Origin of the sequence: Streptomyces sp. YIM 121038, from assembly GCF_006088715.1 — a bacterium.
Classification (GTDB): Bacteria; Actinomycetota; Actinomycetes; order Streptomycetales; family Streptomycetaceae; genus Streptomyces.
The window spans coordinates 2,085,608-2,097,951 of sequence record NZ_CP030771.1; the positions used below are offsets into that span (position 1 = coordinate 2,085,608).

The 12,344-nt window shown below is 73.8% G+C and carries 11 protein-coding genes; 6 read left to right on the top strand and 5 right to left on the bottom strand.

What is annotated here, in order from left to right:
- Positions 1-33 precede the first annotated feature (33 nt).
- Together C9F11_RS08340 and C9F11_RS08345 are read right to left on the bottom strand one after the other, a co-directional pair.
- A complete protein-coding gene (locus C9F11_RS08340) occupies positions 34-2,253 on the bottom strand; it encodes an NADP-dependent isocitrate dehydrogenase (RefSeq protein ID WP_138958643.1) in 2,220 nt (739 codons plus the stop codon).
- Positions 2,254-2,388: 135 nt separating this feature from the next.
- Complete coding sequence (locus C9F11_RS08345) at positions 2,389-2,787, bottom strand: MerR family transcriptional regulator (RefSeq protein WP_138966236.1); 399 nt, start codon at positions 2,785-2,787, stop codon at positions 2,389-2,391.
- Between the two features lie 140 nt (positions 2,788-2,927).
- Between C9F11_RS08345 and C9F11_RS08350 the strand changes: the two genes are divergently transcribed.
- Positions 2,928-3,914, top strand: coding sequence for an oxidoreductase (locus tag C9F11_RS08350; protein WP_138958644.1), 987 nt, complete (start codon positions 2,928-2,930; stop codon positions 3,912-3,914).
- Here the strand turns inward: C9F11_RS08350 and C9F11_RS08355 are convergent.
- A complete protein-coding gene (locus C9F11_RS08355; protein WP_138958645.1) occupies positions 3,868-5,448 on the bottom strand; it encodes an alpha/beta hydrolase in 1,581 nt (526 codons plus the stop codon). The two genes, C9F11_RS08350 and C9F11_RS08355, sit on opposite strands and share 47 nt — an antisense overlap.
- A gap of 328 nt (positions 5,449-5,776) precedes the next feature.
- Here C9F11_RS08355 and C9F11_RS08360 point away from each other — a divergent pair, with 328 nt between their 5' ends.
- Both C9F11_RS08360 and C9F11_RS08365 read left to right on the top strand, forming a co-directional pair.
- Positions 5,777-6,766 (top strand): aldo/keto reductase, encoded by a 990-nt coding sequence (locus tag C9F11_RS08360; protein WP_138958646.1) that lies wholly within the window; start codon positions 5,777-5,779, stop codon positions 6,764-6,766.
- Positions 6,767-6,817: 51 nt separating this feature from the next.
- Positions 6,818-7,282, top strand: a complete 465-nt coding sequence (locus tag C9F11_RS08365; protein ID WP_138958647.1) for a DUF6314 family protein — start codon at positions 6,818-6,820, stop codon at positions 7,280-7,282.
- A gap of 8 nt (positions 7,283-7,290) precedes the next feature.
- On the opposite strand, the gene C9F11_RS08370 is transcribed toward C9F11_RS08365, so the two are convergent.
- Positions 7,291-8,727, bottom strand: a complete 1,437-nt coding sequence (locus tag C9F11_RS08370) for a PLP-dependent aminotransferase family protein (protein ID WP_138958648.1) — start codon at positions 8,725-8,727, stop codon at positions 7,291-7,293.
- Between C9F11_RS08370 and C9F11_RS08375 the strand changes: the two genes are divergently transcribed.
- On the top strand, positions 8,726-9,694 hold the full coding sequence (locus C9F11_RS08375; protein ID WP_138958649.1) for a DMT family transporter: 969 nt from the start codon (positions 8,726-8,728) through the stop codon (positions 9,692-9,694). The genes C9F11_RS08370 and C9F11_RS08375 overlap by 2 nt on opposite strands.
- An 80-nt stretch (positions 9,695-9,774) precedes the next feature.
- Entirely contained in the window at positions 9,775-9,969 is a 195-nt protein-coding gene (locus C9F11_RS08380; protein WP_138958650.1) for a DUF1918 domain-containing protein, read from the top strand.
- Positions 9,970-9,995: 26 nt separating this feature from the next.
- Here C9F11_RS08380 and C9F11_RS08385 read toward each other — a convergent pair whose 3' ends face one another.
- Positions 9,996-11,219 carry a family 10 glycosylhydrolase gene (locus C9F11_RS08385; RefSeq protein WP_138958651.1) on the bottom strand — a complete coding sequence of 408 codons (1,224 nt, stop codon included), beginning with the start codon at positions 11,217-11,219 and terminating at the stop codon, positions 9,996-9,998.
- Between the two features lie 184 nt (positions 11,220-11,403).
- Here C9F11_RS08385 and C9F11_RS08390 point away from each other — a divergent pair, with 184 nt between their 5' ends.
- The gene (locus C9F11_RS08390) at positions 11,404-12,264 is read left to right on the top strand and encodes a 3-hydroxybutyryl-CoA dehydrogenase (RefSeq protein ID WP_171075672.1); all 861 of its coding nucleotides are present in this window, start codon (positions 11,404-11,406) and stop codon (positions 12,262-12,264) included.
- Positions 12,265-12,344: the final 80 nt, after the last annotated feature.

Below are 12,344 nucleotides of genomic sequence, written 5' to 3' on the forward strand. Positions count from 1 at the left end.
GCTTGCCTCATGACACCTGGCAGGCGGGCGTCGTTACGCGAGCGACGCGATGGCCTCGTTGAACGTGGCCGACGGGCGCATGACGGCCGCGGCCTTGGCGGCGTCCGGCTGGTAGTAGCCGCCGATGTCGGCCGGGGAGCCCTGGACGGCGAGCAGCTCGTCCACGATGCGCTGCTCCTGCTCGGTCAGCGTCTTGGCGAGCGGGCCGAAGGCCTCGGCGAGCTGGGCGTCGTCGGTCTGCTTGGCCAGCTCCTGGGCCCAGTACAGGGACAGGTAGAAGTGGCTGCCGCGGTTGTCGATGCCGCCCAGCCTGCGGCTCGGCGACTTGTCCTCCTCCAGGAAGGAGGCCGTGGCGCGGTCCAGGGTGTCCGCGAGGACCTGGGCCCGGGCGTTGCCCGTGGTCTGCGCCAGGTGCTCGAAGGAGACCGCGAGCGCGAGGAACTCACCGAGGCTGTCCCAGCGCAGGTAGTTCTCCTTGACCAGCTGCTGGACGTGCTTCGGGGCGGAGCCGCCGGCGCCGGTCTCGAACAGGCCGCCGCCGTTCATCAGCGGGACCACCGAGAGCATCTTGGCGCTGGTGCCGAGCTCCAGGATCGGGAACAGGTCGGTCAGGTAGTCACGCAGCACGTTGCCGGTGACGGAGATCGTGTTGAGGCCCTGGCGGATGCGCTCCACCGACAGCTTGGTGGCCTCGACCGGGGACAGGATCTTCAGGTCCAGGCCCTCGGTGTCGAACTCCGGCAGGTACGCCTGGACCTTGGCGATCAGGTTGGCGTCGTGCGCGCGGGTCTCGTCCAGCCAGAACACGGCCGGGTCGCCGGTGGCGCGGGCGCGGGTGACGGCCAGCTTCACCCAGTCCTTGATCGGCGCGTCCTTGGTCTGGCAGGCGCGGAAGATGTCGCCCTCGGAGACCGGCTGCTCGATGAGGACGGTGCCCTCGGCGTCGACCAGGCGGACCGTGCCGGCGGCGGCGATCTCGAAGGTCTTGTCGTGGGAGCCGTACTCCTCGGCCTTCTGCGCCATCAGGCCGACGTTCGGGACCGAGCCCATGGTGGCCGGGTCGTAGGCGCCGTGGGCGCGGCAGTCGTCGATGGCGACCTGGTAGACGCCCGCGTAGGAGGAGTCCGGGATGACGGCGAGGGTGTCGGCCTCGGCGCCGTCCTTGTCCCACATGTGGCCCGAGGTGCGGATCATGGCCGGCATCGAGGCGTCGACGATGACGTCGGACGGCACGTGCAGGTTGGTGATGCCGCGGTCGGAGTCGACCATCGCCAGGTCCGGGCCCTCGGCCAGCTCGGCCTCGAAGGACGCCTTGATCTCGGCGCCGTTCGCCAGCGCCTCCAGGCCCTTGTAGATGCCGCCGAGGCCGTCGTTCGGGCTCAGGCCCGCGGCCGCGAGGTCGGCGCCGAAGGCCGCGAAGGTCTTCGGGAAGAAGGCGCGCACGACGTGGCCGAAGACGATCGGGTCGGAGACCTTCATCATCGTCGCCTTGAGGTGCACGGAGAACAGCACGCCCTCGGCCTTGGCGCGGGCGACCTGGGCGGTCAGGAACTCGCGCAGCGCGGCCACGCGCATCACGGAGGCGTCGACGACCTCGCCCTCGAGCACCGGGACGGACTCGCGCAGGACGGTGGTGGTGCCGTCGGCGGCGACCAGCTCGATCTTGAGCGCGCCGGCCTTCTCGATCACCACGGACTTCTCCGTCGACCGGAAGTCGTTCTCACCCATGGTGGCGACGTTGGTCTTGGAGTCGGCCGTCCAGGCGCCCATGCGGTGCGGGTGCGCCTTGGCGTAGTTCTTGACCGACGCGGGGGCGCGGCGGTCGGAGTTGCCCTCGCGCAGGACCGGGTTGACCGCGGAGCCCTTGACCTTGTCGTAGCGGGCGCGGATGTCGCGCTCCTCGTCGGTCTTGGGGTCGTCCGGGTAGTCCGGCAGCGCGTAGCCCTGCTCCTGCAGCTCGGCCACGGCGGCCTTGAGCTGCGGGATCGACGCCGAGATGTTCGGCAGCTTGATGATGTTGGCCTGCGGCGTCTTGGCCAGCTCGCCGAGCTCGGCCAGCGCGTCCTCGATGCGCTGGCTCGGCTCCAGGCGCTCCGGGAAGCTCGCGATGATCCGGCCCGCCAGGGAGATGTCACGGGTCTCGACGCGGACACCGGCCGTCGAGGCGTACGCCTGGATCACGGGCAGGAACGAATGCGTCGCGAGGGCGGGGGCCTCGTCAGTGTGTGTGTAGATGATGGTCGAGTCAGTCACCGGGTGCTCCGCTCCACGTCTGCAACATTGCTCGACATCAAGATATCTCGTGGGCGCGCCGGTCCCGACAGGGCCCTGGCCGAGCGGCGGATACCGGACACGCGCGGGACCGGGCCGGGGGCGGGGCGTGCCGGGTCAGGGAGGCGGGGTCGGGGCCCAGACCCCCGCCGCCGTGCCCTCGCGCACGTGCTTCTCGTACGCCATGACCTTGCCGTGGATGATCTCCAGGGCGGCGTCGAGTTCCGCCCTGCGCGTACGGACGGCGCGCTCGTGCTCCTGGAGCAGGGCGAGCCGCTCCGGCTCGTTGCCCGGCCCGGAGCGGACGAGGCGGGCGAAGCGCTTGAGGGTCGCGATCGGCATCCCGGACTCGCGCAGCCGGTTGCACAGCAGGAGCCACTCCACGTCGGCGGGCTCGTACACGCGCCGCCCGCCACCGGTGCGCGGCACCGGCCGCAGGAACAGCTCCTCGCGCTCGAAGAACCGCAGCGCGTGCACGCTGACCCCGGTCGCCTCGGCGACCTGCCCGATGGACATCCCCTCGGCGCGCTGCGCCACCTTCGCCCTCCGCGGGTGCTCGGCTTGATCCGGATCACGGCTCTCGATCCGGATCGCAGTGCTCGAACCAGAGCACGGTCCTTGATCTAGATCGCAGTCTAGGTCCTAGCGTTCCCGCCATGACGACCACGACAGCAGAGCAGCGCAGGATCGGTTCCGGGCACGGCGCGTGGAGCACCGCCGACGACGTCCTGAAGGGCATCTCCCTGGAGGGCAGGACCGCGATCGTCACCGGCGGCTACTCCGGCCTCGGTCTGGCGGCGACCCGGGCGCTTGCCCGCGCCGGTGCCCGGGTGCTCGTCCCCGCGCGCAGGCCCCGGGCGGCCACGGCGGCCCTCGACGGCGTGCCCGGCACGGAGGTGGCCGCCCTGGACCTCGCCGACCTGGAGAGCGTGCGCGCCTTCGCCGACCGGGTCCTGGACGCGGGGCGCGCCGTCGACCTGCTGATCGCGGGCGCGGGCGTCATGGCCTGCCCCGAGACCCGGGTGGGCCCCGGCTGGGAGGCGCACTTCGCGGTCAACCACCTGGGCCACTACGCCCTGGTCAACCGGCTCGCCCCGGCGCTGACGCCAGGGCGGGCCCGGGTCGTGGCGGTGGCCTCCTCGGGGCACTTCCTGTCCGGTGTCCGCTGGCACGACCCGCACTTCCACGAGGGCTACGACCGCTGGCTCGCGTACGCGCAGTCGAAGACCGCCAACGCGCTGTTCGCCCTGCACCTGGACCGGCTCGCCGGGCCCCGGGGGCCGCGCGCCTTCGCCGTGCACCCGGGCAGCGTCCTCACCCCGCTGCAGCGGCACGTGCCGCGCGAGGAGCAGCTCGCCCAGGGCTGGTTCGGTCCTGACGGCACTCCGGCGGAGGGCTTCAAGTCCCCGGCGCAGGGCGCGGCGACGGCCGTGTGGGCCGCCACCTCGCCGCTGCTCGCGGACCACGGCGGCGCCTACTGCCAGGACTGCGACGTCGCCGAGCCCGCCACCACCGACGACATGCTGATCGGCGGGGTCAAGCCCTGGGTCAGGGACCCGGAGGCGGCGGCCCGGCTGTGGCAGCTGTCCGCCGAACTCACCGGCGTGGACCACTTCGCGCGGCGCGCGCCGTCGGGCAGGTGACGTCCTCGCGCGGCAGGCCGCCCCCGCCCAGATAGGCGTTCACGGCCCGGTCGGCGCACGGCACCGGGTCGAGTCCGTCGACCGCGCGGCCGTAGACGCCGTGCCCGCGGATGTCCGCCGTGACCATGCGGGAGCCGCGCAGCGCCCGGTGCATGGCGAGCGCGTCGCGGTACGGGGTGTGGTCGCGCCGGGCCTGGAGCAGCAGGACGGGCACGTCGTTGCCGATGGTGACGGCGGGCTCGCGCGGCGGCTCGGGGAAGTACGCGCAGGGCGCGGTCATGCCGTTCACGAACGGCCCGAAGACGGGCTCGGTGGCGCGGCTGCGCTGGCTGTTCCTCCAGTACGTCGCCGGTGAGCCGGGCCAGCCACCGGCGGGCCAGCCGCCGTCGCCGCACATGAAGAGCACGCCGCCGAGCATGCCGTCCGCGAGCTCGGGCGACTTCAACAGCGCGATCATGCGGGCGAGTTCGGGCCCCGGCTCCACGGGACGGCCGTGCGAGGCGGCGACCAGGTCCCGGACGACGGCCGCCGCCGTCGGGTCGTTCTCGCCCTGGACGAGGGGCTGTTTGAGGATCATCCGCAGCAGCGGCGCGTTCAGGCGCAGCCCGTCGACGCGCGGCGGCCGCCGCTCGGCGCGGGCGAGCAGCGCCTCCACCCGGTGGCGGACCGCGGCGGCCGTGCGGCCCAGGTGGTAGGTGCCGTCGCGGCGGGCCGTCCACGCCGCCCACTCGTCCAGGGCCGCCTCGGCGGGCCTGCCGGAGCGCTGGAACTGCTCGTACTGCGTGGCGGCCGGGTCGGTGACGGAGTCGACGACGAAGCGGTCCACGCGGCGCGGGAACAGCTGCGCGTAGGTGGCGCCCAGGTCGGCGCCGTACGACACGCCGTAGTACGAGAGGCGGCGCTCGCCGAGGGCCGCGCGGATCACGTCCATGTCGCGGGCGACGTTGCGCGAGGAGGCGTGCGGGAGGAGCCGGGCGTTGTCGCCGCGCGCGTGGCAGCGGCGGGCGTCCTCGCGGGCGGCGGCCAGGGACTCCTCGAAGTCCCTGCGCGGCGTGGTGGTCGGCCCCGGCTCGGCGGGTTTGCGGGCCGGGTCGCAGGTCAGCGGGCTGCTCTCGCCGAGGAAGCGCGGGTCGAAGCCGATGAGGTCGTAGGCGCCCGCCACCCGCTCCAGGGCCGGGCGCAGGGCGAGGGTGTAGGCGAGGCCGGTGCCGCCGGGCCCGCCCGGGTTGGACAGCAGGACGCCGCGCCGCCGGTCCGCCGGGACCTCGGCCCGGATGCGGGAGACCGCGATGCGCAGGGTGCGGCCCCCGGGGTCGGCGTAGTCGAGCGGCACGGTGACGTGGGTGCACCGGGCGCCCGCCGCCCGCAGCTCCTTCTGCGCGGGTGAGCAGGCGCCCCAGGTCAGGTGCTGGTTCTCGTAGGCGGCGAGGGCGGCTGTGCCGGTGGGGTGCGGCGACCTGGCGGCGGCGGGCACACCGCCCGCGAGCAGGACGGCGAGCCCGAGGCCCGCCGTGGTGAAGGTGACGGCACGCATGACGCTCCGGGGTGTGGCGAGGAGGGGCAGGACGGTCCGCGAACGCCGATCACGCTACGAACGCGCGCACCGGACGGCCATCCGGCCAGCCCCAGCCCCGGCCCTGCGGCCACCCGGAGCGACGACAGGGGGGCGGGCCCCAGCCGGGCGGCGCTTGCGTCGGGGCGCGCTTGCGTCGGGGCGCGCTTGCGTCGGGGCGCGCTTGCGTTGGAGCGCGCTTGCGTTGGAGCGCGCTTGCGTTGGAGCGCGCTCCAACTCCTACTGTCACGGCCGTGATCACCGCACCGCGGGGATCCGCGCAGACCACCGCACCACCTGGAGGTACGACATGACCGGCCTGCCCACCCGCACGCTCGGCGCGCTGACCGTCTCGGCGCAGGGACTCGGCTGCATGGGGATGAGCCACGGCTACGGCACGTCGGACGACGCCCAGTCGATCGCCACGCTGCACCGCGCCCTCGACCTCGGCGTCACCCTGTTCGACACCGCCGACTACTACGGCGCCGGGCACAACGAGGAGCTGCTCGGCCGCGCCCTGTCCGGCGCGCGCCGCGAGCGGGCCGTGATCGCCACGAAGTTCGGCTTCGCCAACCGGCTCGGCGAGCCCCCGCTGATCCGCGGCGACGCCGCGTACGTGCGGCAGGCCTGCGACGCCTCGCTCGCCCGGCTCGGCGTCGACCACATCGACCTGTACTACCAGCACCGCGTCGACCCGAACGTGCCGATCGAGGAGACCGTCGGCGCGATGGCCGACCTGGTCGCGGCGGGCAAGGTGCGCCACCTCGGCCTGTCCGAGGCGAGCGCGGGGACGATCCGGCGCGCGCACGCCGTGCACCCGATCGCGGCGCTGCAGAGCGAGTGGTCGCTGTGGACCCGCGACCTGGAGGAGGAGACGGCGCCGGTGTGCCGGGAGCTGGGCATCGGCCTCGTGCCGTTCTCGCCGCTCGGCCGCGGCTTCCTGACGGGCCGGGTCACCTCGGTCGCGGACCTGGAGGCGAACGACGTACGCCGCTCGCAGCCGCGCTTCGCCGACGGCAATCTGGAGCGCAACCTCGCCATCGTCGACGCCCTGACGGCGCTCGCCGCCGAGAAGGGCGTCACGGCGGGCCAGCTCGCCCTGGCCTGGGTGCAGCACCGGGGCGCCGACGTGGTGCCGATCCCGGGCACGCGCCGCGAGACGTATCTGCGGGAGAACCTCGCGGCCGCCACGATCGAGCTGTCCGCCGACGACCTCGCCGCGATCGACGCGGCGGCCCCCGCGGACGGCGTCGCGGGGACCCGGTACGACGCGGTGAGCCTCACCGTCGTCGACCGCTAGGGCGGCAGCCCGGCCGGGCGGATCCGGGCGCGGGCCGCGTACGCTGCGGACATGCCCTTCCCCGTGCCCGACGCCCTCGCCCATCTCGCCGGCGAGTGGCGCGTGGAGCGGACCGTACGGGACTTCGCCGCGGGCGCGGACGGACCGGTGGAGGGCCGCTTCAGCGGCACGACCCGGTTCACGCCGCTGACCGGTGCGGCCGCGCGGGACGGCGGTCTGCTGCACCACGAGTCCGGCACGTTCACCTGGCGGGGCACCCCGCGCCCCGCCGAGCGCACGCTGCGCTTCCTGCCGGGCGAGCCCGCGGGCACCGTGCTCGTGCACTTCGCCGACGGGCGCTTCTTCCACGGCCTGGACCTGCGCACCGGCCGCCACACCGCCGACCACCCGTGCGCGGCGGACCGCTACCGGGGCGACTTCACGGTGGCCGACGCGGACTCCTGGCAGACGTGCTGGCGGGTCCGGGGCCCGGCCAAGGACCTGCTCCTGACGACGGACTACGCCCGCGTGCGCTGAGCCCGCGCTCAGCCGGTCACCTCGTCGCACGCCTGCGCGAGGCGACGCACGCCTTCGGCGATCTCGGCCGTCCCCGCGAGGGCGGCGAAGCTGAGGCGGATGTGCCCGGCGGGAGGCTCCGCCGCGAAGTAGGGGCGCCCGGGGGCGACCGCGACCCCGGCGCGCAACGCGGCCACCGCCAGGGCGAGTTCGTCGGTGCCGTCGGGAAGCCGCAGCCACAGGTGGTAGCCGCCCGCGGGGACGTGCGGCAGGGCGAGCGCGGGCAGCCGCAGCCGCAGCGCGGTCACCAGGGCGTCCCTGCGCTCCTTCAACTCCCCCGCCACGGCCCGCAGATGGCGGGGCCAGGCCGGGGAGCCGACGAGTTCGAGCGCGGCCTCCTGCAGCGGCCTCGGCACGAAGAAGTGGTCGACGACCTGGATGGTGCGCAGCCGCTCCAGGACGGGGCCGCGCGCGACGAGCGCGCTGACCCGGAAGCTCGGCGAGGTGGCCTTGGTGAGCGAGCACACGTGCACGACGACGCCGTCCCGGTCCTCGGACGCCAGCGGCCTCGGCAGCGGCCCCGCGTCCTCGTGCACGAGGCGGCGCACGAAGTCGTCCTCGACGACGAAGGCCCCGGCGGCGCGGGCGATCCGCAACACCTCGGGGCGGCGCTCGGCGGACAGCACGGCGCCGGTGGGGTTCTGGAACAGCGGCTGGCAGACGAACACCCGCGCGCCGGTCGCCTCGAACGCGGCGGCGAGCAGGTCGGGGCGCACCCCGTCGGTGTCCACCGGCACCGGCACCGGCCTGAGCCCGGCGGCCCGCGCGATCGCGAGCAGCCCCGGGTACGTGGGCGATTCGATGAGCACCGGCGCGCCGGGCGGGGCGAGCGCCCGCAGCGCGGTGGTCAGGGCGCTCTGCCCGCCCGCGGTGATCAGGACCTCGGCCGCGGTGATCGCGCCGCCGATGCCGCGCGCGAACCACTCGCGCAGCTCGGGCAGGCCCTCGACCGGCGGCCGCTCCCAGGCGCCGGGGCGCCGCCCGGCCCGGGCTAGGGCGGCGGCCATCGCGCGCTCGGGCTGGAGCGAGGGGTGCAGATAGCCGCCGTTGAACTCGATGACGCCCGGGCCCGGCGCGGCGAGCGTGGCGAGCACCCCGGAGGCGTCCACCGAGCGCGGCACGACATCGGCCGTGGCGTCGGCGCTCAGGGACACCTCCTGCCACGAGGTGTCACCCACCGGGACGGCGGCGCCCGGCGCCTCTGCCCGGAAGGCACCGGCGCCGGGCCGGGTGACGACCAGGCCCTCGGCGGCGAGCTGGGCGAGGGCGCGCGACACGGTCACCGGGCTCACCCGGAACCGCTCGACCAGGGCCCGACTGGAAGGCAGCTTTCCACCTGGAGAGTAGCGGTCCAGCTCATTTCGCAGCTGATACGCCAACTCACCCACACTGCTACGCTGTTGCATGAGAGCACAGGATAGCGCTACTGAACGACAGGGGATAGCGGTCCCGCCCTCCGCCTCCCCGGCGGCCCGGGCGACCGCGCGGCCGCAGGTCCCGCAGGCGGCTCCCGTATCCCGCCGGGTCGGCACGCTCCAGGCCGCCCTCGGCGTCACCGCGTTCTCGCTCACGTTCCCCTCCACCGCCTGGGGCCTCGAAGGGATCGGCCCCTGGAGCTTCGTCGCCCTGCGCTGTGTGCTGAGCGCCCTCGTCGCGGGCGCCTGTCTGCTCGCGCTGCGCGTGCCGCCGCCCCGGCGCGCCGACTGGCCCGGCCTCGCCGTCGTCGCGGCCGGCACGGTGATCGGCTTCCCCCTGCTCACGACGCTCGCCCTCCAGACGTCGAGCACCGCGCACGCGGCCGTCGTCGTCGGACTGCTGCCCCTGACCACGGCCGTGTTCTCCGTCCTTCGCACCGGCGCCCGGCCCTCGCGCGCCTTCTGGGCGGCGGCGCTCGCGGGCGCCGCCGCCGTGGTCGGGTTCACCATCCAGCAGAGCGGCGGCGCCCTGACGACCGCCGATCTGTATCTGTTCGGCGCGCTGGTGGTCTGCGCCGCCGGCTACACCGAGGGCGGCCGTCTGGCCCGGCACATGCCGGGCTGGCAGGTCATCGGCTGGGCGCTCGTCCTGTGTCTGCCGCTCGGCGTCCTCTGGGCGGCGCTCGCCCTGCCGCACGAGTCGTTCGCGCTCACCGCGCACAGCACGGCGGGCCTGCTGTACGCGGCGATCGGCTCGCAGTTCCTCGGCCTGGTCGTCTGGTACCGGGGCATGGCCGTGATCGGCATCCCCAAGGCCAGCCAGCTCCAGCTCGCCCAGCCCCTGCTCACGCTCGTCTGGTCGGTGTTCCTGCTCGGCGAGGCGCTGACCCCGGCCGCGCCGCTCACGGCCGTCGCCGTCCTGGTGTGCATCGCCGCCACCCAACGGGCGCGCGGGTAGGCGCCAACCGGGGCCACCGGTCGTACACTGTCCGCCACGCACCGCCACCAACAGCGACGCGGACGAGGAGGTCACTCCCCATGCAAGCATCCGTGGGCGACCGGCTGCTGATCCACGGCAGGATCGTGGGACAGCACGACCGGAATGCGGAAGTCATCGAGGTCCTCGGAGCGGACGGCGGCCCGCCGTACCGCGTGCGGTTCGAGGACGGTCACGAGACAGTGATGTCCCCGGGCCCCGACACGGTCGTGCGCCCCTTCGCCGCCAACGACTAGCCGCACGCCCCTTCGGCCCGCGGCCGCTAGGGGGCGGGGTACGTGTAGTGGTCGTCGACAACGCGCCGCATCGCGCCGATCCTGTCGGCGACCACGTGCTTCGCCGAGTAGAACACGTGCCCGCGCACCCGCGGGAAGTCCTTCGCGTACGTGAGGTGGCGGGACAGCTCGGTCGGGTCCTGCCAGGGCGCGGGCTGCGCCGGGTCGCCCGCCTTGTACAGCGCCTCCCCCACGTACAGGCGCACGCCCGTCCCCCGGGCGACCTCGTCCCACCAGGGCACCAGCTTCGCGTAGTCGGCGGCGGGCAGGCCGATGTGCCAGTAGAGCTGCGGACAGATGTAGTCCAGCCAGCGCTTGCGCACCCAGCCGCGGGTGTCGGCGTACAGGTCGTCGTAGGTCTGCACGCCCGCCCGCGTGTCCGATCCCGTGGGGTCGGTGGCCGCGTTGCGCCAGACGCCGAAGGGGCTGATCCCGAACTGCGTGCCCGGGCGGACCTTCTTGATCCGGGTGCCCATCTCGCGCACGAGGCGGTCGATGTTGTCCCGCCGCCACGCGGCCCGGTCGGGGAAGGCGCCGCCGTAGCGCGCGAAGGCGTCGTCGTCGTCGAAGACCTGGCCCGCCACCGGATACGGGTAGAAGTAGTCGTCCCAGTGCACGGCGTCGAGGCGGTAGCGGCGCACCGCGTCGAGCATCGCCTGCTGCACGAACCGCCGCACCTCGGGCAGGCCGGGGTTGTAGAACAGCTTCCCGCCGTACGGCACCACCCACTCGGGGTGCACGCGCGCGGGGTGGGTCGGCACGAGGCGGGAGGGGTCGGCGTGCATGGCGATCCGGAACGGGTTGAACCAGGCGTGCAGCTCCAGGCCGCGGTAGTGCGCCTCGCGCACGGCGGTGCCCAGCGGGTCCCAGCCCGGGTCCTTGCCCTGGGTGCCGGTGAGGTACTCCGACCACGGCTCGTACGTCGAGGGCCAGAACGCGTCGGCCGTCGGGCGCACCTGGAGGACCACCGCGTTCAGCCTGCGGCGCACCGCCTCGTCGAGGTAGGCGATCAGCTCCGCGCGCTGCTGGTCCGGTGACAGGCCCGGCTTGGAGGGCCAGTCGATGTTCACCACCGTCGCCACCCACATGCCCCGCATCTCGCGCCCCCTGCGTCTGGAGTCCGCCCCCGCGGCCGCGTCCCCGGCTGTCGCGAGCCCCGCGGCCACCGATGCCGCCGCCACGGTGAAGGCCCGACGTGACATACGCCTCATGTTCCCGTCCCCTGATGCTCGAAATCCCCGGACAAGCCCTGGCCGTTCGGGGACAGCATGCCCGACCCGGGCGGCCGCGCACCGCGACGCGCGGAGTAACGTTCACCGGCGAGGCAGGGACCGGTACCGCACGGGGGACCTGCCGCCCCTGTAGATGAGCGAAAGGCACGAGGTGACCGACTCTATGGCCGACATTGCGCGCGTCGGAGTGGTGGGCTGTGGCCAGATGGGCGCCGGGATCGCAGAGGTCTGCGCCCGCTCCGGCCTGGACGTGAAGGTCGCGGAGACCACCGGAGAGGCCCTGGAGATCGGCCGCACGCGGCTGTACAACTCCCTGTCCAAGGCGGCCGAGCGCGGCAAGATCTCGGAGGAGGAGCGGGACGAGACGATCGCGCGGCTCAGCTTCACCACGGATCTGGGCGAATTCGCCGACCGCGACCTCGTCATCGAGGCCGTCGTGGAGAACGAGCAGGTCAAGACCGAGATCTTCCAGGTGCTCGACCAGGTGGTGACGCGCCAGGACGCGATCCTCGCCTCCAACACCTCCTCGATCCCCCTGGTGAAGCTGGCCGTGGCCACGTCCCGGCCCGACCAGGTCATCGGCATCCACTTCTTCAACCCGGCCCCCGTGCAGCAGCTCGTCGAGCTGATTCCGGCGCTGACCACGTCGGAGGGCACGCTCAGCCGGGCGCAGCTGTTCACGGAGAAGGTGCTCGGCAAGCACGCCATCCGCGCCCAGGACCGCTCCGGGTTCGTCGTGAACGCGCTCCTCATCCCGTATCTGCTCTCCGCGATCCGGATGTTCGAGTCGGGCATCGCCAGCCGCGAGGACATCGACAACGGCATGGAGATGGGCTGCGCCCACCCGATGGGCCCGCTCAAGCTGGCCGACCTCATCGGCCTCGACACGGTCGCCTCGGTCGCCGACTCGATGTACACGGAGTACAAGGAGCCCCTGTACGCCGCTCCCCCGCTCCTCCAGCGCATGGTCGACGCGGGCCGCCTCGGCCGCAAGTCGGGCTCGGGCTTCTACCCGTACGACTGACCCGGGTCCGGCCCGCCCGGCGTACGGGTGGGCGCTCGCGGCATCTGGATCGGTGGGCTCCGCTAGCGACTACGCTGCGT